Origin of the sequence: Deinococcus indicus (genome assembly GCF_002198095.1) — a bacterium.
GTDB classification, from domain to species: domain Bacteria; phylum Deinococcota; class Deinococci; order Deinococcales; family Deinococcaceae; genus Deinococcus; species Deinococcus caeni.
Map to the genome: position 1 here is coordinate 23,771 of NZ_NHMK01000038.1, position 23,875 is coordinate 47,645.

At 72.0% G+C, this 23,875-nt stretch carries 16 protein-coding genes and 1 pseudogene; 6 read left to right on the plus strand and 11 right to left on the minus strand.

What is annotated here, in order from left to right:
• Positions 1-118 precede the first annotated feature (118 nt).
• A pseudogene (locus CBQ26_RS23285) lies at positions 119-310 on the minus strand (transposase); the annotation flags it as partial.
• A gap of 482 nt (positions 311-792) precedes the next feature.
• Between CBQ26_RS23285 and CBQ26_RS20630 the strand changes: the two are divergent.
• On the plus strand, positions 793-1,692 hold the full coding sequence (locus CBQ26_RS20630) for an aminoglycoside phosphotransferase family protein (protein WP_216360395.1): 900 nt from the start codon (positions 793-795) through the stop codon (positions 1,690-1,692).
• A 17-nt stretch (positions 1,693-1,709) separates the two neighbouring features.
• On the opposite strand, the gene CBQ26_RS20635 is transcribed toward CBQ26_RS20630, so the two are convergent.
• Complete coding sequence (locus CBQ26_RS20635; protein ID WP_088250487.1) at positions 1,710-2,492, minus strand: isocitrate lyase/PEP mutase family protein; 783 nt, start codon at positions 2,490-2,492, stop codon at positions 1,710-1,712.
• A 701-nt stretch (positions 2,493-3,193) separates the two neighbouring features.
• Between CBQ26_RS20635 and CBQ26_RS21615 the strand changes: the two genes are divergently transcribed.
• Together CBQ26_RS21615 and CBQ26_RS20640 are read left to right on the plus strand one after the other, a co-directional pair.
• Positions 3,194-7,156: a hypothetical protein gene (locus CBQ26_RS21615; protein WP_143342232.1), complete on the plus strand. Its 3,963-nt coding sequence runs from the start codon at positions 3,194-3,196 to the stop codon at positions 7,154-7,156.
• A complete protein-coding gene (locus CBQ26_RS20640; RefSeq protein WP_143342233.1) occupies positions 7,153-9,921 on the plus strand; it encodes a DEAD/DEAH box helicase in 2,769 nt (922 codons plus the stop codon). Before CBQ26_RS21615 ends, CBQ26_RS20640 begins: the two co-directional genes overlap by 4 nt.
• A gap of 108 nt (positions 9,922-10,029) precedes the next feature.
• Here the strand turns inward: CBQ26_RS20640 and CBQ26_RS20645 are convergent, their stop codons facing one another.
• Complete coding sequence (locus tag CBQ26_RS20645; RefSeq protein ID WP_088250489.1) at positions 10,030-10,425, minus strand: MarR family winged helix-turn-helix transcriptional regulator; 396 nt, start codon at positions 10,423-10,425, stop codon at positions 10,030-10,032.
• Between the two features lie 294 nt (positions 10,426-10,719).
• Here CBQ26_RS20645 and CBQ26_RS20650 point away from each other — a divergent pair, with 294 nt between their 5' ends.
• The gene (locus CBQ26_RS20650) at positions 10,720-11,901 is read left to right on the plus strand and encodes an MFS transporter (RefSeq protein ID WP_088250490.1); all 1,182 of its coding nucleotides are present in this window, start codon (positions 10,720-10,722) and stop codon (positions 11,899-11,901) included.
• A 71-nt stretch (positions 11,902-11,972) separates the two neighbouring features.
• On the opposite strand, the gene CBQ26_RS20655 is transcribed toward CBQ26_RS20650, so the two are convergent.
• The 3 genes from CBQ26_RS20655 to CBQ26_RS20665 all read right to left on the minus strand — a co-directional run bounded on the left by CBQ26_RS20655 (position 11,973) and on the right by CBQ26_RS20665 (position 15,615).
• On the minus strand, positions 11,973-12,977 hold the full coding sequence (locus tag CBQ26_RS20655) for a zinc-binding dehydrogenase (RefSeq protein WP_088250491.1): 1,005 nt from the start codon (positions 12,975-12,977) through the stop codon (positions 11,973-11,975).
• A gap of 358 nt (positions 12,978-13,335) precedes the next feature.
• Positions 13,336-14,289, minus strand: coding sequence for an ROK family protein (locus tag CBQ26_RS20660; RefSeq protein WP_088250492.1), 954 nt, complete (start codon positions 14,287-14,289; stop codon positions 13,336-13,338).
• 48 nt (positions 14,290-14,337) lie between these two features.
• Positions 14,338-15,615 (minus strand): glycerate kinase type-2 family protein, encoded by a 1,278-nt coding sequence (locus tag CBQ26_RS20665; RefSeq protein ID WP_088250493.1) that lies wholly within the window; start codon positions 15,613-15,615, stop codon positions 14,338-14,340.
• 179 nt (positions 15,616-15,794) lie between these two features.
• Between CBQ26_RS20665 and CBQ26_RS20670 the strand changes: the two genes are divergently transcribed.
• Together CBQ26_RS20670 and CBQ26_RS20675 are read left to right on the plus strand one after the other, a co-directional pair.
• Positions 15,795-16,286 (plus strand): MarR family winged helix-turn-helix transcriptional regulator, encoded by a 492-nt coding sequence (locus tag CBQ26_RS20670; protein ID WP_088250494.1) that lies wholly within the window; start codon positions 15,795-15,797, stop codon positions 16,284-16,286.
• Complete coding sequence (locus CBQ26_RS20675) at positions 16,283-17,521, plus strand: cytochrome P450 (protein WP_088250495.1); 1,239 nt, start codon at positions 16,283-16,285, stop codon at positions 17,519-17,521. Before CBQ26_RS20670 ends, CBQ26_RS20675 begins: the two co-directional genes overlap by 4 nt.
• 9 nt (positions 17,522-17,530) lie before the next feature.
• Here CBQ26_RS20675 and CBQ26_RS20680 read toward each other — a convergent pair whose 3' ends face one another.
• From CBQ26_RS20680 to CBQ26_RS20700, 5 genes are read right to left on the minus strand one after another with little or no spacing between them, the layout of a single operon-like run.
• Positions 17,531-19,180, minus strand: coding sequence for a glycoside hydrolase family 43 protein (locus tag CBQ26_RS20680; protein ID WP_088250496.1), 1,650 nt, complete (start codon positions 19,178-19,180; stop codon positions 17,531-17,533).
• Positions 19,177-20,607 carry a GH1 family beta-glucosidase gene (locus CBQ26_RS20685; RefSeq protein WP_088250497.1) on the minus strand — a complete coding sequence of 477 codons (1,431 nt, stop codon included), beginning with the start codon at positions 20,605-20,607 and terminating at the stop codon, positions 19,177-19,179. Before CBQ26_RS20685 ends, CBQ26_RS20680 begins: the two co-directional genes overlap by 4 nt.
• Positions 20,604-21,935, minus strand: a complete 1,332-nt coding sequence (locus tag CBQ26_RS20690) for a hypothetical protein (RefSeq protein WP_088250498.1) — start codon at positions 21,933-21,935, stop codon at positions 20,604-20,606. Before CBQ26_RS20690 ends, CBQ26_RS20685 begins: the two co-directional genes overlap by 4 nt.
• Positions 21,935-22,840 carry a carbohydrate ABC transporter permease gene (locus CBQ26_RS20695; protein ID WP_088250499.1) on the minus strand — a complete coding sequence of 302 codons (906 nt, stop codon included), beginning with the start codon at positions 22,838-22,840 and terminating at the stop codon, positions 21,935-21,937. Before CBQ26_RS20695 ends, CBQ26_RS20690 begins: the two co-directional genes overlap by 1 nt.
• A complete protein-coding gene (locus tag CBQ26_RS20700; RefSeq protein ID WP_088250500.1) occupies positions 22,837-23,781 on the minus strand; it encodes a carbohydrate ABC transporter permease in 945 nt (314 codons plus the stop codon). Before CBQ26_RS20700 ends, CBQ26_RS20695 begins: the two co-directional genes overlap by 4 nt.
• Positions 23,782-23,875 lie beyond the last annotated feature (94 nt).

Sequence of the window (23,875 nt, forward strand, 5' to 3'; positions counted from 1 at the left end):
CCCTGCACAGAACATACGGTTGCCAGCCTGCTGGGGTACCTTGGGCGTTCATGGCTGCTGGTGTGCGCGTTGCCGCGCGGGGTGCGGGCGATTCTTGATAACCTCGGGTGCCAGGGGTTCAGCAGCCTCCGAAGTAGAGGGCCAGGTTGTGGGCAGTGGTCTTGCGACACACGTGTGCCCGGATGGATCTCTCCGAATTCAACTGCGGCAACACCAGGTGAAAAGAACGATCCAGACGTGAAAACACAACCTCGATCGTTTTTCTCACCCAGCGCATCGCCCCCCACCAGTGGCGTGGCTTCTTGAGGTTTTTGTTCGTCGACTCGACCCGCACGCTCGCCTGGTCCGCTGACGGGCGGGAACTCGCGGTGGGCGCCGGGCTGAACGGGGACGACGCGATCACGGTCTTCCCGGTGAAGTGATACGGACTCGCGGAGCTGCGGAGCAGAGCGAGAGGCCGTCCACACCAGCGGTCGAAGATGAAACCCTGGGGCGTGCCGTCGCGTCAGGGCGGAACTGGAAACCCCTGTGAGCATGCGGCGAGGCCAGGGACGTTCTGCTGTCTTTCCTCCCGGTGACTTCCGGGCGGTCCGGGAGCACTGGCCTTCATGGGCAGCATTCGGAGGTGTTCAGGGGCGGACCCGGTCCGTACGAGACAGCAGTTGAGCGTGGTATGAAGGCGCATGATGGTGGCCCCCGGATTGCTGCGTGAGGGCGGCGCAGGCCCGGCTGGGGGTGATACGCGCTCTGGCGCATGCGTGGGCCGGGCGCGGGCGGGTACGGTGGCGGGTGATGAGTGACGCTTCAGTCCGGATGCACGCCGACGAGGTGACCGTGGACGCGACCCTGGTCTCGCGCCTGATCGCCGCCCAGTGCGCCCCGTGGACCGGGCGGCCCCTGACGCGGATCCGCCACGCCGGTACGGACAACGCCATGTTCCGGCTGGGCGACGATCTGGTCGTGCGCCTGCCCCGCATCGGCTGGGCGGCGGACGACGTGCATAAGGAAGCGACGTGGTTGCCGCGCCTTGCGCCGCACCTGCCGCTGCACGTGCCGGAACCGCTGTTCGTGGGCGTGCCCGGCGAGGGCTACCCGTTCCCGTGGGCGGTGTACCGCTGGCTGGAGGGGGTGGACGCGGGTCTGGACACCGTGCGGGACGGGCATGAGCTGGCGCGGGAGCTGGCGGGCTTCATCATGGCGCTGCGCCGCGTGCCGCGCCCACCAGACGCCCCGCACGGCTCCCGTAACGGCACGCTGCATGACCGGGACCGGGGAACCCGCGCGGCCATCGCCGACTGCGCGGGCCTCCTCGACCCCGCACCGGTGCTGGCCGCGTGGGAGGCCGCACTCACCGTTCCAGCCTGGGCCGGTGACCACATGTGGATTCACGGCGACCTGAAACCCGGCAACCTGCTGGCGCATGGCGGGCGGTTGAGTGCCGTGATCGACTGGGGCGGCCTGACGCTGGGCGACCCGGCCGTCGATCTACAACCTGCGTGGAACCTGCTCGACGCCCCGTCGCGGCAGAGTTTCCGCGCCGCACTGGAACTGGACGACGCCACGTGGGCGCGCGGGCGCGGCTGGGCGCTGAGCGTGTCGCTGGTGGCCCTTCCGTACTACGTGCACACGAACCCGGAACTGGCTGCCATCTGCCGGGCCACCATCCGGGCCGTGCTGGACGAAGGTTTCTGATTCTCAACTCGGGCGGGTCAGTTCAGCGCCCGCGTGTCGGCGGGCAGCACGCCTCCTGCCACCAGTTCCTGCGCGGCGTCCTGCAGGGCCGTCAGGGCGACCCGCTGGGTGAAGGGGCCGGTCGAGACGCGCGCCACGCCCAGCGCCTGGAGCTCGCTTGCGGGCAGGCTCGCGCCGGGCACGCTGATCAGCGTCAGCTTCTGCGGCCCCAGCGCTGCGACCACCTGTTCGATCTCCTCGCGCGCCACCAGCCGGGGCACGAACACCACGGGCGCGCCGGCCTCCAGGAACGCCTGACACCGGCGGATGACCTCGTCCAGCAGCGGCTGGCGCGGAGCGTCGGGTGCGGCGCGCACCAGGGCGTCGGTGCGGGCGTTCAGCACGAAGTCGATCCCGGCGGCCCGGCCGGCGTCCAGCACGGCCCGCACGGCGGCCACGGCCTCGTCCAGCGGCTTCATCTGATCTTCGAGGTTCCCGCCGACCACGCCCGCCTCAATGGCCCGGCGGGCCGTGTCCCCGGGGTTGCCGTAGCCTGCCTCGAGGTCCATGCTGACCGGCAGATCCACCGCCTGCGTGATGCGGCGCACCATGTCCAGGTGCAGGTCCAGCGGGATATTCTCACCGTCCTTGTACCCGAAGGTCGAGGCGATGGAGTGGCTGGCGGTCGCCAGGGCGCGCACGCCGGGCACGTCGGCCACCACCTGCGCGGAGACCACGTCCCAGACGTTGGCCAGCGTCAGGATTTCCGGGGCGGCGTGCAGGTCGAGCAGCGTGCGGGCCTTCTGGGCGAGATCGGTCATCCTGTCAGCTTAGGCTGGCGGGTCGGAAACGTGCCCTCAGCGTTCCTTGTGCGTTCCAGGCATACGGGGCGCCGCTGCTGGACAGTCGGGCAATGGTGAACGCGCATTCCACCCCGCAAGCCGGGCCCGAATCGTCGGCACTGCCGTCGCGACAACCTGCCAGGGAAGGGGTTGATGTTTGTTCCTGCCGGGCAGGTGGCACAGATCCGGCACCCGCCGGAAAGGATCTCTGGGAGCCTCGTCATTCCGACTGGATGGGCCGCAAGGCCCGCTGCGTCCGGGCGTGGGATCGGTAGCTCGGTGGAGTTCCGGTTCGTCAATCGAAGGGATGGAAGTTCATATCACGGGAAAGCCTGCTGGCGCGCCGCGGACGGGTTGGCGTCCGCTCTATCCTGTGATCCCCCACTCGTCGGTCTTGTACGGATTCCGTTTGTTTCGCCGACAATCCGGAACTTCACCGGGCCTGCCGGCTCCACGTCCGGAGGGGCGTGTTGCTCCCACTCTGCGGGGCAGCTCTACGGGTCGCTTCGCTCAGAGCCAGCGGGCCTTGCAGCCCATTCAGTCGGCGTCCGTCTGAACCGGGGTCCGGCCGCAGATGCGGCAGCGGCCGATCGGACGGGGTGACACAATGGACGCAGCATGAACAGGCGTCCCAGATGGTGGCCGGGCCGGGCCACTCAAATGAATGACCGTCCCGGCGGATGGGCGATCCGGAAGTGACGGCCGCGCACGCTGATCCGCTCGGGTTCACCTCCCCTGACGGGCCGGACAGGCAGCAGTTGGACACCTTCCGTGAGCGGTCGCGGCAGCGGGATGAGGCCGCCGAGTCCCTCGCGGCCTGCCGGGCCGCCCTGCACGGTTGGGCAGGGCCGGACGTGGCCTTCGCTGGTCTGTCGCTCCTGGCTTCCGCTGAGCTGCCCGGTGAGGTGGCGGCGGCCGTCCGGAGTCGGCAGGATACGGAGCGCCGCGTCGCGGCCCTGCAGCGGGAACTGGAGGAACGGCAGGTAGAGCGGGCGCAATGGACGTCCGGCGACGCGGCCCTCCAGGCGCAGCTCGCCGCGCACGCCCGCGAGGAGGCTGTCGTGCAGGCGCTGGCAGCCCTGTGCCCGACAGCGGAGCGGCTGAACACCGTCCGTGCGCGGCTCGCGCAGGCGCTTACGCGGCAGGCCGCGCAGCAGGGCCGCGGGCTGGCCACCCTGTGGAGCGCCGTGTCGGGTCAGGCCGGCGCCCTGCAGCGGGAGGTAGATCAGGCCCGAGCGGATGAAGGGGTGGCCCTGCTCGCCTACGAGTCCTGTGCGCGGCAGCGGGGCGTCCTGCCGGTGCCGGACCCGGCAGGCGTGCCGGGACGGGTCGCGCGCGAACAGGCCCGCCTGAACGCGCGGCGCCAGGACCTCGCCCGGCAGCGGCAGGCGGCTCAGACGGCGCTGCGGGCTCTCGATGATCAGGACGAGGGAACGCGGGCCGCCCTTCGTGCGCTGCGGCAGCAGGCGGCGTCCGTCTGGACCGCGGCGCAGCAGGGGTACGCGCTGCCCACCTGGGACCGCTGGGCGGACCTCTGGCGCCGCCGGGGGGACGCGCGGCTCCTGTGGGAGCGGCACGCGGACGCCGAATGCCACCTTCAGGAGGCCACGCGCGCGCTGGAGGTCCATCTGGAAACGTTCCCGGCGCACCTGCACGATCCGGCCGAGGTCACGCGTCAGTTTGAGGCCCTGCATGAGGCAGCGGCGGCCCGGCTGCAGGCGGCCCGCGAACGGGCCGAGGCCCTGGAACTGGCCCGGATACGCGAGGAGCAGGCCCAGCGCGAGGAGACGCAGCGACGTCAGGCGGAGCTCGCGGTTCGCAGGCGGGAAACCCGGCTCGCGGTTCTGGACGTCCTGCTCGGGCGTCTGGCCCACCTGACGCGGGCCTCGCAGCGGGCAGAGGACGCGGTCCGGGCGCAGCCGCCTTCCCAGGACGCTCTCCCGGACCTTCCCGGCGCCGTTCCCGATTTCCCCGCCGGCGCACGGGAGCGCCTGGTCGCCCTGGTGGCCGGACCGCAGTCCACGGCGCCGCAGTTGCAGTCGGTCGAGCCCTCAACCCCGCCCGCCGTGCCAGGGGCACACCTCCCGCTGGAAAGCCCGGTAGACCGGGCGGCCGTACAGAGCCCGGCACCGGACGGGCAGGCCGGCGTGCCCGCCCTCGGTGAAGACGAGCGGGCCGCCGCGCGGGCCCTGCTGGTCCGGCACGCCGCGCTCGCCGCGCAGATCGCCATGTGCCTCGAAGCGCTCGAGGACTGGGCTGGCCCGGGCGTGACGGGCGGGGACGCCCTGCGCCTCGCGGAACAGGTCAGCCAGCTGAGACCTGCGGACGCGCAGGACCCGGTTGCGGTCCACAGGAGCGCCGACGCACCGGTCACCCCCGAGCGCTGGCACCACCTGTGGACCCAGCGGTACCGGGGCTCGACCCTGCGCCGCACCTGGCTGGACGCGCGCGCTGCCATCACGGCCCTGGAAGACCAGATGGCGCCCCTGTGGGCCGCGTGGCCTGCCGGGGCGCGCCATGTCGCCGCGCTGCGACAGGCCACCGGTACCGCCACACCCGCCGCGCCAGCGACCACCGCGCCGATCCTGCTGCGCCCGCCAGCTCCTCCCGCGCCGGGTGCTGCCGCCACGCCGCATTCGCCGGGGTCTCCTCGGCCGGTCCAGCTTGAGGTGGCCACACCTTCTTGCCCGCCGGTCGGTCTGCCGGCGCCAGCAGCGTCCGGGGCCACGGACGGGCCGTGGACGCCGCCTCGACTCACGCCTGAGCAGGTGCCTGCGGCGCGGGCGCTGCTCGCCCGGTTCGACTCGCTCGGCGAGCAGGAACACCGGACGCTCGACGCCCTCGCGGACTGGGCCGGCCCTGGCCTGAACGGCCCGCGTCTGGCCGAGCTCGTCAGTGGTCCCCTGCCCGGCGAGATCACGCAGGCCCTCGAGGCATGGACACGCACCCGTGAGGCCCCGGCGTCACATGTCCCCCCGGAACGGGCCCGGATCGGCGCGGCCGTTCAGGCCGAAAAGGACCGGTCCGCGGCGGTGCTTGGCCCCCTGCGGCAGCTGCAGGTGCCTGCGGAGGCCGTCATTCAGGCGGAACACGCCCTGGCAGGCGCGCGGGGTCCGGCACTGCCACGCATCGAGCGCCGCCTGCACGACGCCCGCGCCACGTACGCGGCGCAGGCCGCCAAGCTGGGCTTCGTGACGGTCCCGCCGCCCCGGCGGATCGCCATCCTGATCCAGGATGAACTCACCACCTTCAACCGGCGCCTGCAACCCCTGGACGCGCAGTGGAAGGCGCTGCTGGACCGGCCGGAGCCGGCGCCACCAGCGCTGCCCGGCCGCTGGAAGCGCGCCTGGGCCGCCGTGAGTGGCCGTTACGGGATGCCCCTTCACCCCGACACCTGGGAGCGGTCCATCTGGCCGCGCCGCGCCGAGGGCGAGCGGCTCTGGACCGAACTGCAGAACGTCCGGCGGCAGCGGCAAGCCGCCCAGGAGGACCTCACGGCCCTGTGCGCCACGTGGCCGGCCGGGGCGCGCACGGTGGACAGCCTGCGTCAGGCGGCGGGTGGGGCGAGTGCCCCATCACCCGCCCCGCTGCCGACCCCACCCCCTACCCCAGCGCCTCGGACCCCACCGGGACCTACCGCCAGCGCGCGGCCGGTCCCCGCGCCCGTCCCGACCGCGCGCCGCGCCGCGCCCTCTGCCGGGTCGTCCAGGCCCGCACCCACACTGCCGCCGGTTGCCCCGCCACCCCCCGTTCAGTTGGCGCCGGTTCAACCGGCGTCAGCGGCGCGTCCGTCCGTTCCGGGTGTGGCCGCGCCGGGCCCGGTGCCGCGTCCGGCGCCGCCGCCTCCCGTCGCGCCGGACCTGCAGCCCGGTCCGGCCGCGATTCCCCAGGCCGCGCGGGCGGGAACGCCGCCGGTCATCCCGGCCCCTCTCGCGCCCGCGCCTCTTCCATCTGCGCCTCTTCCATCTGCGGCTGTCGCGCCAGTACCCGGCCGGCCATCCTCCGTGACACCGCCCATGACGCCCCCCGCGCCGCTCCCGCCAGCGCCGCGTCCCCCGGCCGGCCCCTCGTCGTCCCGGCCGGTTCCGCTGCCGCTGCTGCCTCCGCCGCACGGCGTGCCCCGGCCGGTCACGCGGCCCCCGGCTCCGGAGACCGGGGGTGAGCCCTCGACCGGACGACTCACCCGGCGACAGCGGGCCGAGCGGGAAGCAGTGCGCATCAGTGACCAGTACGACTGGGAGAAGGGATTCCACCTCATCGCGGACGCCCTGGACCGGGACCGCTGGGGGCAGTTGCGGGAGAGCATCGAGCGGGAGATCGCGCTTGGCATGACGCCCGACGAGTTCGAACTGCTGCTGCAACTGCGCGCGTACTGGCACGACCAGACGCACTACCAGTCGCCGTACACCGCCCGGTACGACAGCCTGCCGTGGGGGCTGGGCATCGCGTTGATCCGCCGCTGCGCGGGCGTGCCGTGCCTGGACGACATGATCCTGCTGCTCGAGCGGCTCTACGAGTACGCGCAGGTCGCCTGCTCGCCCCGGTCCCTGCCGGCGTTCTCGCAGCGGCTCGGGGCGATCCTCGACCGGGCCGACCCGGACGTGGACCTGGACTACTGGCTGAGTACCCAGGAGGACCGGTGATCCTGCCGGCGGTCGGGGCGTTCGTCACGAGTGTCCGGGACGGGCAGACCGGCACGGTCACCGGGCACGAGGGGGGTCGGCTGTCCGTGACGTGGCCGTCCGGGCGCGTGACGCGCGTGGCCCGCGCGGACGTCCGCTGCGGCCTGAGCGCCGGGCAGGTCGTGCAGGACCAGCCGCGCAGCCTGCGCCCGTCCCTCGGGGAGGGCCGCGTGCTGGACGTGCGGACCCTCGGCGGGCGGGAGCAGGCGCTGGTGGAGTTCTGGACGACCGGGGAGCGGCAGTGGCTGCCATGGGAGCAACTCGTGCCCGTCTGGAGTGCCCAGTCCCTGTTCGAGCAGGGCGTGACGCCCCTGGCGGGCTTCGCCGAGCGGTTCCGGCTGCGGCACCTGGCGCTGGCGCTGCAGCACTGGCACCGCACGACGGGCGCGCTGGCGCAGGTGGACATCGACCCGCTGCCGCACCAGTTGCACCTCGTGCAGCGCATCCTGCAGAGCGGGAACCTCAACTGGCTCATCGCGGACGACGTCGGGCTGGGCAAGACGATCGAGGTGGGCCTGCTGCTCGCGGCGCTGCGGGCGCGGGGCCTGCGCCGCTTCCTGCTGGTCGTCCCGGCGGGCCTGACCCGGCAGTGGCAGGCGGAACTCCGCACCCGCTTCGGGATGACGCAGGCGGTGATCTACGGGCAGGACTTCGAGATCAGCGATCCCGCGCAGTGGCCGCTGTTCGAGGTGGTGATCGCCTCCATGGACCGCCTCAAGCACGAGCGTCACCTGGACCTCGCGCGGCAGTCGGGCCGCTGGGACGTGGTGGTGTTCGACGAAGCGCACCGCCTGTCGCGCAGCCTGTACGGCCTGACGTACCAGACGTCCGAACGGTACGCGCTGGCCGCGACGCTCCGCGCCCTGACCGAGAACGTCGTGCTGCTCAGCGGCACACCCCACCAGGGAAACATCGACCGCTTCGAGGCGCTGCTCGAACTGCTGCGGCCCGGCCCGGTCTGGCGGGAACGGATCGCGCGGCTGCGCCTCGAACCGCAGCTGCTCGCGGGGCTGGTCATCCGCAACCGCAAGGCGGACGTGACGGACGCGCAGGGGAACTTCATCTTCAAAGGGAAGGTCACCCGCGCGGTCACCGCGCCGCAGAACGAGCCGGAGGAGGTGTTCGACCGGGCGCTGCGCCGCTACCTGAAGCAGGGCTACGACGCGAGCAGAGAGAACCGGAAGGCCATCGCCATCGGGTTCGTGATGACGATCTATCGCAAGCTCGCCGCATCCAGCGTGGCCGCCATCCAGGGCGCCCTGGAACGCCGCCTGCTGCGCCTGCAACGCCAGGAGCCGGCAGCCGTCCAGCCAGGACCCGCCCAGCCGGACGACCCGGACGACGGCAGCCCGTTCGTGGAGGCTGACGAGCAGGTCAGTGGCACCCGCAGCGAGTTCTTCTCCGGCGAGACGGAGATGCTGCGCGGCCTGATCGGGCTCGCGCGGGAACTCCGCACACACGACACGAAACTTCAGGCGTTCACGCAGACCCTCATCGGCGGCATCCTGGCCGGCAACCCGGACGAGCGGGTGCTGATCTTCACCGAGTACCGCTCCACGCAGGACTACCTCGTGCAGACCCTGAACGGGCTCGCGCCGGGCCGCGTGGATGTCATCCACGGCGGGCAGACGCTCGAGGAGCGCGCCGCGGCCATCGCGCACTTCGAGGAATCCGGGCAGTTCCTGGTGTCCACCGAGGCTGGCGGGGAGGGCTTCAACCTGCAGCGCCGCTGCCGCGTCCTCGTGAACTACGACCTGCCGTGGAACCCCATGCGGCTCGTGCAGCGCGTCGGGCGCCTCTACCGCTACGGACAGGAGAAACCGGTCGTGGTGTTCAACCTCAGCGTGTCGGGCAGCCTCGACGACGAGATCCTGCGGCAGATGTACACGCGGCTCGACGCGGTCGCCGCCGACCTCGCGTCCGTCGCCGACGAGTACCGCGAGGGCCTGCAGGAAGACATCGTGGGTGAGGTCGCCAGTTTCCTCGACGTGAGCACCATCCTGGCCGAGGCCGCCACGCACACGCCCAGCCGCACGCAGGCCCGCATCGAGGAGGCCCTCGAGCGCGCCCGGCAGGCCGCGCGGCAGCAGGACGACCTGCTGCGGCACTCCAGCGGCTTCGACCCGGACGCGCTGCGCGGCGAACTCCCGGTCGGCGAGGCGCACCTGACCGCGTTCGTGGACGGCATGTTCGGTCAGCTCGGTGTGACCGTCACCCACCGCCTCCACGCAGGGCAGGTCTGGGAGATCAAGCTCCCGGAGGACCTGCAACGTCAGCTGAACCTCAACCAGAACCAGCGGGTCGCGTTCAACCGTCACGCGGCCAGTAAACACCGGGCCACGCTCCTCGACAGCCGCTCTGCCCTGCTCGGCTTCCTGTTCGAGACGGCCGGCACGTACGCGTTCAGTGGTCACGTCGCCCAGACGCCTCTCGGGGAGGGCGGCACGGCCGGCGCGGTCCTGCGCTGGCAGGACGACCGCGGCCGCCCCCTCAGCGAACGGTTCGTGGTCCTCCGGCGGCAGCAGGACGGTGTGACGGTCAATCCGCCGGCGTTCAGTCGGGACCTGCTGCAACCGGCCGTGGACACGCCGGGCATTCCCAGCCTCACCGTCCAGGCGTGGCCGGCGTTTGAAACTGCCCTGCACGACCTGCTGGCCGCGGGTGCCAGTGATGACCTGCACCCGGACGGGTATCTCGTGACCGGCGTGGCCTGGAACGCCGACTGATCCGGATTCCGATCGGACGGTCTTCGCAGCCCATTCGTTCGGAGTCCGTATCACCACGCAGGACGCTATCCCGGAGCGGGAATGGAGCCCTGGCCCGCGCTGTTCAGGTCATTTCTTGAGGTCCTGATTTTCCGTGTCCCAGAGGTCATGGAGGGTTTCCTGGACGGTCTGGCGGGCGCGGGCGAGTTTGGTGAGTCCGGCGGGAGTGATCTCGGTGTATACGCCGCGCCGGTCGGTGGGGCACATGTAGCGGGCGAGCAGGCCGCAGTCCTGCGCTTCGAGGCGGGCGACGAGGCGGGTGGTGGCGCTCTGGGAGAGTCCGGCGAGGTCGGCGAGGACCTGCATGCGGTGGTGGTGGTCGTGTTTGGCTTCCAGCGCGGCGAGGACGCGGTACTCGCTGAGGCTGAGGTCGTGGTGGGTGTTCAGGGCGTGTTCGAGGGCGCGGCTGGCGCTCTGCCACTCGTGGTCGAGGGTCTGCCAGCGGGTTTCGAGGTCGGGGGTCATGGGTCTCCAGGGTGGGGGTTGACAGGGGGTCGGATCAAGTCTACTTTTATTTGCAGACGCAAGCATTGCTTGTGCAAGCATTATAGCAGGGGGTGAGCCACCCTCCTGCGTCGCCCTCATACGGACTGCCGTTTGTTTCGCCGACAATCCGGAACTTCACCCCCCTGCCGGCTTCACGTCTGGAGGGACGTGTTACCCCCACTTTGCGGAGGGGCTCTACGAGTCGCTTCGCTCGGACCCAGCGGGCTTTGCAGCCCATTCAATCGGAGTCCGTCTCATTCCAGGAGATTCCCCATGCCCCCAGCCCTGCTCGCCCTGGCCATCAGCGCCTTCGCCATCGGCACCACCGAATTCGTCATCGTCGGCCTGCTCAACACCATCGCTGCCGACCTCGGGGTCAGCGTCCCCAGCGCCGGCCTCCTCGTCAGCGGCTACGCCCTGGGCGTCGCCCTCGGCGCGCCGGTCCTCACCGCCCTCACCGGCCGCCTCGCCCGCAAGCAGCTGCTGCTCGGCCTGATGGCCCTGTTCACCGCTGCCAACATCGTCGCCGCCCTGTCCGACACCTACGCCCTCCTGATGACCGCCCGCATCCTCAGCGCCCTAGCCCACGGCGTGTTCTTCAGCGTCGGCAGCACCATCGCTGCCGGCCTCGTCGCCCCCGAGAAACGCGCCAGCGCCATCGCCACCATGTTCGCGGGCCTGACCCTCGCCACGGCCATCGGCGTCCCCGCCGGCACCTGGGTCGGCCAGGAACTCGGCTGGCGCGCCACCTTCTGGGTCATCACCGCCCTGGGCGTCGTCTCGCTGATCGCCGCGGCCCTGCTGCTCCCCCGTACCCTGCCCCGCGGGGACGCCACCACCCTGGCCCAGCAGGCCCGCGTGCTCGTCCACCCCCGCCTGCTGCTCGTGTTCGCCATGACCGCCCTCGGGTACGGCGGCACCTTCGTCACCTTCACGTACCTCGGCAGCGTCCTGGAAACCATCACCGGCTTCAGCGCGAACATGGTCAGCGTCCTGCTGCTCGTGTACGGCGTCGCCATCGCCGTCGGCAACATCATCGGCGGAAAGATGGCCGACCGCGACCCCATCCGGGCGCTGACCACGCTGTTCCTCGCCCAGGCGCTCGTGCTGCTCGCCTTCACCTTCACCGCCCCGCACCCCGTCCTCGCCGGGATCACCCTGTTCCTGATGGGCGCCCTGGCCTTCGCGAACGTTCCGGGCCTGCAGGTGTACGTCGTGCAGCTCGCGCAGCGCTTCACGCCCGGCGGCGTGGACGTCGCCAGCGCCCTGAACATCGCCGCGTTCAACCTCGGCATCGCCGCCGGCGCCTTCATCGGCGGGCTGGTCGTCAGCAGCGCCCTCGGCCTGGCCGCCACCCCCTGGATCGGCGCGCTGTTCGTCGCGGGCGGCCTGCTCCTGACCCTGGTCAGCGCCCGCCTCGACCGCCACGCCCCGGCCCTGCACGCCACCGACTGAAACCACGACACCACGGGAGAGGGGAGCACGTACATGACGTGCTCCCCTCCCTCTGACCGGTTGCCCGAGGTTCAGTCCTCGCCGCTCATGCGGACGACCAGCTTGCCGCGCACGCCCCCCGCCGCGAGTTCCGCCAGGGTCGCGGGCAACGCCTCCCGCTCCCGGACGTCCGTTACCAGCGGATCGAGCTCATCGTTCAGGACGAGTGCCAGCAGTTCGCCCAGCATGACACCCAGATCCTCCTGCGCGCGGCGGTCGCCGCTGACATGCGCGGCCCCCAGCGCGATCGGATGCACGCTGATCTTCGCCGGATGCGCTCGGTATGTGGGCAGGTCCGGCAGGCCCAGCACGCACGCCATGCCCCCACCGAACGCAACGGCGTCCAGCAGCGCCGTCGCCTGCCCGGCCGTCTCGACCACCGCCGGCACGCCCGCCCCGCCCGTCACCTCGCGCACCTGCGCGGCCAGATCCCCCGCGCGGTAATCCAGGGTCACCTCGGCCCCCAGCGCCCGCAGGTAAGCGTGGTTCGCGGCGGACGCCACGCCGATCACGCGCGCCCCCGCCCGCCGCGCGAGCTGCGTGGCGTACCCGCCCACCCCGCCGCTCGCGCCGTTCACGAGCACCCAGTCGCCGGGCCGCCACAGGCCGGGCCGCACCCCCAGCCGCCGGTCGAGACTCTGGTACGCGGTCATGCCCGCGCAGGGCAGCGCCGCCGCGACCGTCAGCGGCACCCCGTCAGGCACACGCGCGACCGTGTGGGCACCCGTGACGACCGCCTCGGCGAACACACCGGGCCGCGTGAGGTCCACGTGCATCGCCACGCGGTCGCCGGGCCGCAGGCTCTCCACGCCCGGACCGACCGCCTCGACGGTCCCAGCGCCGTCCACGCCGGGCACGTGCGGGTACGTCCAGGCGGGATGCCCGTCGCGCAGCAGTTTGAAATCCACCGGGTTGACGGTCACGGCCGCCAGCCGCACGCGGATCTCGCCCAGGCCGGGTGCCGGAGTGGGGACGGGTGTCCACTGCAAGGTCAGGGGTTCGCCGGGCTGGGTGGCCGTGAAGGCATGCATGGTCATGCGCTGACGGTACGCCGAAGCGCGCGGCCGGGCCGTGACCTTCCACCGATTGCGCGGCCACCGATTGCGTGGCGAGGGGCCGCCCGGTCACCGCACGCCACGATTCACCGGAGTTCAATCCGATGGAGAAGGTCTGATACGGACTCCGTTTGTTTCGCCAACAATCCGGAACGTCACCGGATTGCCGACTCCACGTCCGGAACCCGCTTCTCTCCTGCTCGCATCCGCTCGCACCCAGCGGGCTTTGTAGACCATTCCACCGGAGTCCGTATGACCCTACGTAAAGCGGAATGGCAGAGGATTCGGTCCATCCAGTTGACGCAGCGCCCCATGACGGCGACTTCAATTCAAACCGTTCTCAGTAGTCCAGTGACCGTTCGGAGTCGCGCAGGAAAGCCGCTCCGAGGAGAGCGGCGTGCTCGAAGTGCCGGCTCTGCCGCACCTGCGCGCCGGGCGGCAGCTGCGACTGCAGGGCCGTCCCGAACTGCCCGAACGCCCGGCTGATGTTCCCGCCGAGCACCACCCGCTGCGCCCCGAACGCCTCCACCCAGGGTGACAGCGCCTCTCCCAGCGTCTGTCCGAACGCCGTCCAGACCGGCCCGGACTGACTGGCGTCCAGTGCGGCCAGCTGCCGGGCGTCCAGCGCCACGCCCAGGTGCCGGTGGGTCAGGCGGGTCAGGGCGGCGCCGCTCACGGCGTCCTCGGCGGTGGCGTCGCGGAACGGGGTGTTCCACAGTTCCCCGCCGGGCGGCACGCCGGGGCCACCGGTCTGGACCTGTCCGGCGCGGATGAAGCCTGAGCCGATGCCGGTCCCGAGGGTGACGCCGATGGTGTCGAGTTGCTCGCCCGCCCCGGCCCACCATTCCCCGAGGGCGAACAGGTCCGCGTCGTTCCCGAACAGGATGGGGGTGCCCTGTAGCGGCGTGCCGCGCAGCCGGGCGCGCAGGGCGGCGCGGGCGTCCCGGCCGTGCAGCGCCCGGAATTTATGGGTCATGCCGGACACGCCGCGCGCCGCGTCGAAGGGGCCGGGGACGGCCAGTCCGAGGTGCGTGACCGTGACGGCCTCACCGGCCCCGGCGAGGGCCGCGAGGGCCACCTCGGCCCAGCCGCCGATCAGGGTGTCGTGCGGGGCGTCGTGGGGCAGGTCCAGCCGGGTGGGGGCGGCGGTCACGGCGCGCAGGTGCGGGTCGACGGGCGCGGCGGTGACGTGACTGCCGCCGATGTCGAGGGCGATGGCGACCGCGCGGCGCGCCCCAGGCTGGGATGCGGACGACTGGGATTCGGATGGGTGGGGTTCGGGCGGGTGCGTCATGCTGGACCTCCGCTGGGGCGGGAAGCGTGAGGGAACGGGCGGCCGGTTTCAGGTCAGGGCGACCGCGCGGAAGTCGTTGAGGTTGTGGCCGGTCAGGCCGGTGTGCAGGGTGTCCCCGAGCGCCTCGAAGAAGGCGTGCGAGTCGTGGCGGCGCAGGAAGTCGCGCGGGTCGAGGCCCAGGTGTCCGGCGCGGGTCAGGCTGTCCGGGGTCAGAAACGCGCCGGCCGCCGGGCTGCTGCCGTCCTGTCCGTCCGTCCCGGCCGACAGCGCGTGGAGGCCGCGCAGGCCGGGTCCGGTCTCGCCCAGTTCGGTCAGCAGGGCCAGCGCGAACTCCAGGTTCCGGCCGCCCCGTCCGGCGCCGGGCGTCAGCGTGACGGTCGCCTCGCCGCCCGACAGCACCGCGACCGGGGGGGTCAGGGGCGTGCCGTGCGTCCGGACCGAGTGGATCACGCTGGCGTGGAAGGCGGCCAGGGACCGGGCCTCGCCCGTGAACGTGTCGCCCAGGATGACGGCCCGGAGGCCGCGCGCCTCGATGAACGCGCGGGCCGCCTCCAGGAAGGTGCGGTTGGAGCCAATGATCTGCCAGGTGGCGTTCGGCAGGTCGCCGGGCGTGTCGGGAGCGCCGGACCTCAGGTGCGCGCGGGCCTCCGGGGCGGGCAGGCCGTGGCGGTCCAGGACGGCCAGGGCGTCCGCGTGCGTGGTGGGGTCGGGCACGGTGGGGCCGCTGGCGATCACGGCCGGCACGTCGCCGACCACGTCCGAGAGGATCAGCGAGTGGACGTGCGCGCGGGTCGCGGCGGCCAGCTGGCCACCCTTGACGCCGGACAGGTGCCGGCGGACGGTGTTGATCTCGTGGATGTCCGCGCCGCTGGCCAGCAGGTCGCGGGTCAGCGCCTGTTTCTGCGCGAGGGTCACGCCGCGCGGCAGGCTGAGCAGGGCGCTGCCCCCGCCGGAGATCAGGACCAGCGCCCGCCCACCGGCCCTGATTGCCCCGAGACGCGCCAGGGCGCGGCGGGCCGCGTGTTCGCTCGCGGCGTCCGGCACCGGGTGCGGCGCGAACAGGACTTCGGCGTGGGCGGGCAGCGCGTGACCGGGCGGCGCCTGACCGGCCGGGCCGCGCGGCGTGACCACCAGCGTCGGCACGCCGGGAAAGGCGTTCAGGGCGGCGCCGGCCATGGGCACGCTGGCCTTCCCGACCGCGAGGATCAGGTCCGGGGCCGGCCGGTCCTGCAGGGCCGGTTCGAGCAGGCGCGCCGGCGACGCGGCCTCGAGGGCGTGCAGGAAAGCGCCGCGCAGCAGGGCGCGCAGATCGGAAGGGGCATTCATGGGTCTCCTGGGTGGGGGCGGGAGGGTGGGGGCGGGAGGGTCGGGGCGGACGGGAGGCGGGCGCGCTGGCGGCAGAGGGTGGGGTGGGGGGGCCGGGTTCAGGGTACGCCGCCCCGACCCGGCGGTGCGGTTCACCGTTTACTCAGCACACCGCGCCCGGATAGTTGCATTCTGCAACCATGCAGCCTCCCGGAATCGTGCAGCCGCCCGGAACCACGCAGCCGTCCGGACCGGACCTGAACGCGCAGCCGCTGCGGTTCCTGAGTGCCTACTGGACCGTCTGGCAGGGCCTCGGCAGCCGCCTGCATCAGGTTCTTCAGGCCGAGCACGACCTCGACCTGCGGACCTTCATCGTGCTCAGCCACCTTCAGCAAACACCGGTCACGCCCAGTCAACTGGCCGCCGTCCTGGACCTGCCCCGCTATGAGGTCGCGCGCGTGCTGCGCCGCCTGGAGGAACGCGGGGCCCTCACCCGCACGCTCCTGCCCGGCGACGCCCGCCGGCACGCCCTTCAGGCCACCGCCAGCGGCGCGGACCTGTGGCGCGCCGCCCTGCACACCGCCGAACGCAGCGCCGCGCCAACCGTCACGGCCCTCGGGCCGGACCTCGACGCCCTGACCGCCGCCCTCGAACGCCTGACCACCCTGACCCACCCGGAGGCCACCCCATGACCAGCCCAGACCCTGTGAACCCGGAAGCCACGAACACCGACGCCGCCCCCACCTGCCCCTTCGGGTTCGGCGGGTCCCTCACCCGGCACGCGGCGGGCGCCCCCACGCCCGGCGCGCGCCCGGTCGCGTCCTTCCAGGGCGCGCGGGACGTGCTGCGAAGCGAGGACGTCCGGCAGGCCGGGTTCGGCGCGGAACTCCTGTCGGAATCCGGACTGCTGTCCCGCCAGCCGGTCCTGTACGCCGAGGGCGAGGAACACCACGCCATGCGGCGCGACACCGCCCGTTACTTCACGCCCGCCACGGTCGCGTCGTACCACCCGATGATCGCCGCGCTGTGCGACGACCTGATCGCCACGCTGCTGCGCCAGGGACGCGGGAACGTGGACGACCTGAGCCTCACGCTGGCCGTGCAGGTCGCCGCGCAGGTCGTCGGACTGACCGACAGTCTGCTGCCGGGCCTGGAGCGGCGCGTCATGACCTTCGTGGAGGGCGGCGATCCCCAGCAGCGCCCCGCCCCGGACGGGCTGGCGGGGCGGGCGCGGCAGGTTCTCGATCAACGCCACCTGCTGGCCTTCTACCTGCTGGACGTGAAACCCGCCATCGCGGCGCGCCGCCGCCGGCGCCGCGACGACCTGATCAGCCATCTGATCGACCGGGAGTACAGCGACCTGGAAATCCTGACCGAGTGCCTCACGTACGGCACGGCCGGCATGGTCACCACCCGCGAGTTCATCACGGTCGCCGCGTGGCACCTGCTGCGCTCCCCGGAATTGCGCGGCGAGTACCTGCACGGCACCGAGGCCGAGCGGCACGCCACGCTGCACGAGATCCTGCGCCTGGAACCGGTGGTGTCCAGGCTGTACCGCCGCGCCCGCACGGACCTGACCGTGGACGGACAGCCGGTGCCGGCCGGCACGCTGATCGAACTGGACCTGCGGTCCGTGAACGTGGACCCGGCCGTGGCCGGCGAGAACCCCGGCGCGCTGTGCCCGGCCCGGCCGCTGCCGCGCGGCGTGCAGGCGCCCGTGATGGCCTTCGGTGACGGGCACCACCGCTGCCCCGGCGCCTTCCTGGCCATCCGCGAGACGGACACCTTCCTGCGCCGCCTGCTGATCTGGCAGGACCTGCACCTCGAAGCGGAACCCACCGTCACCTTCAACGAGGTCGTCAAGGGCTACGAGCTTCGCGGCCTGCGCGTCAGTACCCGGCAGGGGCGCCGCCACGCAGGCCGGTGACCGCGCCCGTCAGGGCAGCGTGGTCTGGCCGGGGGCGGGGCCGTCCTGCGGGCGCCGTTCCGTGTACTCCGCCCAGTGGAAGGTGGCGGTCTGGCCGCGCCCGCTCAGGTCCTGGCAGGTGAGGGCCAGGAAGGTGCCGGTGAAGCTCAGGCCGCCGCAGTGCTCGTCACTGAGCAGGCCGGCGCTGAACGGTTCGCCGATCGGGTGCCACGCCACGCCGTCCGTGCTGTAACCGAAGCGGAAGGTGGGGCCGTCGTACGTGACTTCCAGCGTCACGGGGCCGGTGTCGCCGATGCTCACGTCCTGCGGGAGGTGCTCGCGGTACACGCCGTTCTCGCAGCTCGTGACGTTCAGGGACCGCCCGGCCACCTCGTCGTGGCTGACGCGCAGGTACACCCAGTTGCGGGAGTCGTAGTAGGCGCTCAGGCCCGCCATCTGCTGGAAGTCCTCGGGGACGAAGTCCAGGCTGGTGCGCAGGCGGGCGTGCAGGCTCTGCAGGCGGCGGCCGACCAGCGACACGCGGTGGCGGCTCATCAGGGATTCCGCGCCGCGCAGGCGCAGGCCGCCCCCCTCTGCCAGCGACACGCCGAGGACCTCGGGCGGGGCGCGCAGCGTCATCCATTCCGGATTCAGCGCCGGGCCGCTGAAGTCGTCGCGGGCGGGCACCTCGGGCCAGGGGTGGGGAGGCAGGGCCGGCAGCTGCGCCTGCGCGGCGGGGTGGTGGCCGCCCTGCGCCAGGGTCGGCCAGTCGCCCTCGGGCCACTCCAGCGCCTGGAGGGCCGTCTCGCGGCCCAGGGGGCACTCGCCGCGCGGGGTCAGGGGCCGGCCGCACAGGTGCGCCATGATCCACTGGCCGTCCGGGGTGTCGGTCAGGCTGGCGTGACCGGGTTTCTGGATGGGCAGGTGCGGGGCGTCCACGGCGGTGATCAGCGGGTTCTGCGGGTGGACCTCGTACGGGCCGTGCAGGCGGCGGGAGCGGGCCAGGGTCACGGCGTGTTCCCAGCTGGTGCCGCCCTCGGCGGTCAGCAGGTAGTACCAGCCGTCTTTGCGGTAGATGTGCGGCCCTTCCGTGACCTTCAGGTCGGTGCCGGTGAAGATGATCTCGCGCGGGCCGACCAGCCGCCCCTCGGCGGGGCTGTACTCCTGCAGCACGATGCCCGCGAAGGGGTTGCGGCCGGGCCGGTGGTCCCAGACCATGTTCAGGAACCATTTCCTTCCGTCGTCATCGTGAAAGAGGCTAGGGTCGAAGCCGCTGGAGTTCATGTAGACCGGCTCGGACCAGGGGCCGTCGATGCCCGGCGCGGTCGTCAGGTAGTTGTGGCTGTCCTTGAAGGCCTCGTTGATGCCCCAGGATTTCACGTCGGTGTAGATCAGGTGGAATTGCTCGCCGTCGTGGCTCAGGCAGGGCGCCCAGATGCCGCCGGAGTCGGCGTTGCCGCGCATGTCCAGCTGCGTCAGGCGGTCCAGCGGGCGGGCCGCGAGCCGCCAGTGGATCAGGTCGCGCGAGTGGTAGATCGCCACGCCCGGATACCACTGGAAGGTGCTGGTCGCCAGGTAGTAGTCGGTCCCGACGCGCAGGATGCTGGGGTCCGGGTGGAAGCCCGGCAGGACCGGGTTGGTGACCGTGACGGTCTCGCGGGTGGGAGGCCGGGCGGTCATGCGCCCACCCCGGCGTGCGTGCGGGCCAGGAAGTCCGCGTACCAGCGGCCCGAGGCTTTCACGGTGCGGGCCTGCGTGCCGAAATCCACGTGGACGATCCCGAAGCGTTTCTCGTACCCCTCGGCCCACTCGAAGTTGTCCATCAGGGACCACGCGAAGTACCCGCCCACCTTCGCGCCGCCGTCCAGGGCGGGTTGCAGCGCCGCGACGTGCATCTGGAGGTAACGGCTGCGGGCCTCGTCGTTCACCGCGCCGTCCGCCTCGACCGTGTCCGGGTACGTGGCGCCGTTCTCCGTGACGTAGACGGCGGGCGGGTCGTAGTCGCGCTGCACGCGCAGCAGCAGGTCCGTCAGGCTGTGCGGGGCGACCTCCCAGTCGAAGCCCGTGTACTCGCTGCCCTCGGGCCGCACCTGCCGGGAGTGCAGCCAGCCGTCGCCCGGCGCGTCCTCGACGACCGCGCGGGAGTACATGTTCACGCCCAGGAAATCGGTGGGGGCGCCCATCAGTTCCCGGTCACCGGGCAACACCAGTCCCTGCGCGTGCGGACTGGCGTCGCCCAGCAGGTCCACGATGTCCTGCGGGTAGCCGCGCCCGTACACGGGGTCCAGGTACCAGCGGTTCTGGAAGCCGTCCTGCCGGCGGGTCGCGGCGCGGTCGGCGGGGGTGTCGGTGGCCGGGTAGCCCTCGTACAGGTTCAGGGTGATGCCCACCTGCGCGCCCGGTGCGTGCGCCCGCACGGCCTGCACGGCCAGCCCGTGCCCGACCAAGAGGTGGTGCGCGGCCGCGTAACTCTGCGCGAGGTCCGTGTGCCCCGGCGCGTGAATGCCGATCCCGTACCCCAGGAACGCCGCGCACCACGGCTCGTTGATGGTGATGAAGTGCCGCACGCGGTCGCCCAGTCCGGCCGCCACGATGCCCGCGTACTCCCCGAAGGCGTGCGCGGTGTCACGGCTGGCCCAGCCGCCGGCGTCCTGGAGGGCCTGCGGCAGGTCCCAGTGGTACAGCGTGAGCCACGGCGTCACGCCGCGCGCGAGCAGACCGTCGACCAGCCGCGAGTAGAAGTCCAGGCCCTTCTGGTTGACCGCGCCGCGCCCGGTGGGCTGCACGCGCGGCCACGCCACGCTGAAGCGGTAGGCGTTCACGCCCAGGCGGGCGATCAGGTCCAGGTCCGCTTCCAGGCGGTGGTAGTGGTCGCAGGCGACGTCACCGGTATCGCCGCCCTTCACGCGGCCCGGCGTGTGAGAGAAGGTGTCCCAGATGCTCGCGCCGCGCCCGTCCTCGCGGGCGGCTCCCTCAATCTGGTACGCGGCGGTCGCCACGCCCCATGCGAAACGCGGCGGGAAGTGCCGGGGGTCCGGCCGGGCGGTCAGACTCTCGGGCGGCAGGGTGACGGGACTGAACTCTGAACGGACGGGTGGGTGGGTCATGGTTGCTCCGGGGTAGGCAGGAGAGAGGCTTTCAGGACGAGCCGCGTGAAACTCAGGGGCGGCAGGGTCACGGGGCCGCGCACGTCCAGCGGGCGGGGGGGAAGGTCGGCGTTCACGTCGGCGTCCGTGATGGTCTTCGCGCCGATCACGGCGTAACCGGGCAGGCGGACGGTCAGGGGGGTGGGGGTGTCGGCGGTGTTCAGCGCGAACACAGTCAGCAGCCCGCGCGGCTGTCCCTCGACCGGCTGCCCCTCCGCCGGCCGTTCAGGGGCGGGCTGCGCGCCGTGGACCCACACGGCCGGGTCGTCGCTGCGCAGGTCCAGGGTCAGGCCGCGGTAGTGCGCGAGTTCGCGGAAGGCGGCGTACCCGAAGCGCGGGAAGCCCGCGTCGTCGATCAGGCCGTGGTTGCCGGTCGCCATCAGCGAGAAGTACGGGTTGAACACGGCCCCGCCCTCCGAGAGGCGCAGCGCCGCCCCGGCCGCCCACAGGCCACCCACGGCGTCCGACAGGTGCGTGCTGCGGTCGCTGCGCCAGGACTGCGCGTACTCGGTCACGCCCTGCGCCAGCGGCCACCCCTGCGCGTGCGGGTTGGTGGCCGGGTCCGCCCACCGCGCCTCCACGCGCGCCAGGGTGCTCCGCGCCCGCTCGATGCTGGCGAGCGCCTGGGCGGGCGTGCCGTCGCCGTTACTGGGGTACAGGTGCCAGGTGATCAGGTCGAAGGCGTCCCCGCAGGTCTGGATGACCGCGTCCAGGAACGCGCCGGGGTTGCTGACGGCCGGGCCGGCGATGCGGGCCTGCGGGTCCACGCCCAGGATCGCGGCGCGCTGGGCGCGGGCCAAGCCGCAGTACCGTTCGGGCGTCCAGCTGGGATCGCCGCGGTTGGTGGCGTACAGGTCCGGTTCGTTCCCGATCTCCCAGTACGTGACCTTCAGGCCCAGGTCGCGGGCCAGGCGCACGAGGTCGGCGGCGTCCTGCGGGGTGTTCCTGGCCTCGGCGCCGCCCTGGTTGCCGCCGGGGCGACTGAACACGCGGGTCTGGATCATCAGGGTCGGCTGGCCCAGCATCGTCCAGTTGCTCTTCAGGGTCTGGAGGGCCTGGGGCGTGCGGTTCTGCTCGTCGCCGATGTTCCCGCCGGGCCAGCGCACCCCCGCGACGTTCAGGGCGCGCAGGGTGGGCAGGTGCTCCACGACCGGCATCCAGTTCCCGAGGTTGAAGGCGCTGACGCTCTCCGGGCGGATCGGGCGCGGCGCGGCCGGGCCGGGCGTGACGGTCGCCGCGCTCGCCGCGGCGCTCAGCAGTGCGAGCAGAAGCGGACAGGCGGGCCGCATCAGTCCTTGACGGCCCCGCTCGTGAGGCCCGAGATCACCTGACGGCTGGCGAACAGGAAGATGACCAGCAGCGGAATGACGGTCAGGACGACCATCATCAGGGTCGCGCCCCAGTCGGCGTTCACGTTCGTGGCGCCGCCCGTGATGCGCCGCAGCGACAGCGGCAGCGTCATGGTGGGGTCCTCGCTGAGTTTCATGATCAGCGCGCCCTTGAAGTTGTTCCACGAACCCACGAACGTCACGACGCCCAGCGTCGCCAGGATCGGGCGGATCAGCGGCAGCACCACGCGCGTGAAGATGCCGAACTCGGTCGCGCCGTCCAGCCGGGCCGCCTCGATCAGCGTGCGCGGCAGGGCCGACACGATGTACTGCCGCATCAGGAAGATCCCGAAGGCGTTCGCCATGCCCGGCACCCACAGCGTGCGCGGCGTGCCGATCCACTGCAGCACGTTGTTCATGACCAGGAAACTGGGAATGTCCATGACCAGCGGCGGGATCAGCATGGTCAGCAGGATGAACGTGAACATGGCCCGCTTGCCCCGGAAGTCGTACATGGCGAACGCGAAACCCGCCAGCGAGCAGAAGAATAGCGTGGTCGCGGTGGCCAGCAGCGCGATGTACAGCGAATTCCAGAACTGCCGCAGCGCGAAGCCGTCGGTGGCGTCCATCATCTTCCCGAAGTTCTCGGCGATGGCCGACCCGAACCACAGGTGCGGCGGCACCGCGAAGATCTGGTCGCTGGGCAGCGTTGCCCACACGAACATCAGGTAGAACGGCACGACCGACAGGAAGCAGGCCAGGGCCACGAACAGGCCCATCAGGATCCGGCCCGGCGAGCGCCACGAGCGGCGCGGCGCGCGGGGGCTGGGGGCGGGCACGGCGTCCCGCAGGGGTTGACTGGTCATGGTTCGCGGCCTCCGTCACGGGAGAAGAGGTAGTTGTTGACCATGCTCAGCGCGAAGATCGCCAGGAACAGCAGCCAGCTCATTGCGCTGGCGTAGCCCATGTCCAGATCGCGGAACGCGGTGTTGAAGATGTGCATGGCGCTCGTCAGGCCCGCGCCGCCGCTGCCGCCGCCCTGGCCGAGCATGATGAACGGTTCCTCGAACAGCTGCATGTTGCCCACGATGGTCAGCGTGAACGCGTAGAACATCATGGGGCGCAGCAGCGGCAGCGTGATGAACCAGAACTTCTGCCACGCGCTGGCGCCGTCCACGGTGGCGGCCTCGTACACGTCCTCACTGATGGCCTGCAGGCCCGACAGGTACAGGATCACGTTCCAGCCCACGTAGCGCCAGAACACGACCGCCCCGACCGAGTACGGCACGAGTTCCGGCACGGCCAGCCAGCGCACGGGTCCCAGGCCCAGCTGCGCCAGCAGGTAGTTCAGCAGGCCCAGGTTCTCGGAGTACAGCATGCCGAACACGATGGTGATCGCCACGGCGTTCGTGATGTACGGCAGGAACAGCACGGTGCTGACGCCCGTCTGCCAGCGCCGCAGGAACTGGTGAATCACGAACGCCAGCGGCAGCGCCACGAGGTGCTGCGGCACGCCCGAGAGCAGCCCGATCCACACGGTGTTCTTCAGCGCTGTCCAGAACTGGTCCCTGGCGCCCAGCGCCAGCGCGAAGTTCTCCCAGCCCACGAAGCGCCAGTTGCCCAGGCCGTCCAGCGGGTTCCACAGGTGAAAGGCCAGGAACAGGCTGAAGCCCAGCGGGAACAGACTGAACACGAGAAACAGGATGAAAAAGGGACTGGTGAACACGTACGGCGCCAGTCGCTGCTGGGCGCGGGCGTAGGTCCAGCGGGAGCGGGCCGGGCGGGGCGGACTGAAACGGTCAGACATGCGGACTTCCTCTGCGGGAGCGGGTGGGGACCGGTCGGCGGGCGTCCCGGCAACGGGGTGGGGGGCGACTCGGCCCGCCCTCCCGCCGGGCGGG

Bases quoted from the DNA above. Each gene is read 5' to 3' on its own strand.
- CBQ26_RS20630 (WP_216360395.1), top strand. From the start codon at position 793: ATGAGTGACGCTTCAGTCCGGATGCACGCCGACGAGGTGACCGTGGAC.
- CBQ26_RS20635 (WP_088250487.1), bottom strand. From the start codon at position 2,492: ATGACCGATCTCGCCCAGAAGGCCCGCACGCTGCTCGACCTGCACGCC.
- CBQ26_RS21615 (WP_143342232.1), top strand. From the start codon at position 3,194: ATGGGCGATCCGGAAGTGACGGCCGCGCACGCTGATCCGCTCGGGTTC.
- CBQ26_RS20645 (WP_088250489.1), bottom strand. From the start codon at position 10,425: ATGACCCCCGACCTCGAAACCCGCTGGCAGACCCTCGACCACGAGTGG.
- CBQ26_RS20650 (WP_088250490.1), top strand. From the start codon at position 10,720: ATGCCCCCAGCCCTGCTCGCCCTGGCCATCAGCGCCTTCGCCATCGGC.
- CBQ26_RS20655 (WP_088250491.1), bottom strand. From the start codon at position 12,977: ATGACCATGCATGCCTTCACGGCCACCCAGCCCGGCGAACCCCTGACC.
- CBQ26_RS20660 (WP_088250492.1), bottom strand. From the start codon at position 14,289: ATGACGCACCCGCCCGAACCCCACCCATCCGAATCCCAGTCGTCCGCA.
- CBQ26_RS20665 (WP_088250493.1), bottom strand. From the start codon at position 15,615: ATGAATGCCCCTTCCGATCTGCGCGCCCTGCTGCGCGGCGCTTTCCTG.
- CBQ26_RS20670 (WP_088250494.1), top strand. From the start codon at position 15,795: ATGCAGCCTCCCGGAATCGTGCAGCCGCCCGGAACCACGCAGCCGTCC.
- CBQ26_RS20675 (WP_088250495.1), top strand. From the start codon at position 16,283: ATGACCAGCCCAGACCCTGTGAACCCGGAAGCCACGAACACCGACGCC.
- CBQ26_RS20680 (WP_088250496.1), bottom strand. From the start codon at position 19,180: ATGACCGCCCGGCCTCCCACCCGCGAGACCGTCACGGTCACCAACCCG.
- CBQ26_RS20685 (WP_088250497.1), bottom strand. From the start codon at position 20,607: ATGACCCACCCACCCGTCCGTTCAGAGTTCAGTCCCGTCACCCTGCCG.
- CBQ26_RS20690 (WP_088250498.1), bottom strand. From the start codon at position 21,935: ATGCGGCCCGCCTGTCCGCTTCTGCTCGCACTGCTGAGCGCCGCGGCG.
- CBQ26_RS20695 (WP_088250499.1), bottom strand. From the start codon at position 22,840: ATGACCAGTCAACCCCTGCGGGACGCCGTGCCCGCCCCCAGCCCCCGC.
- CBQ26_RS20700 (WP_088250500.1), bottom strand. From the start codon at position 23,781: ATGTCTGACCGTTTCAGTCCGCCCCGCCCGGCCCGCTCCCGCTGGACC.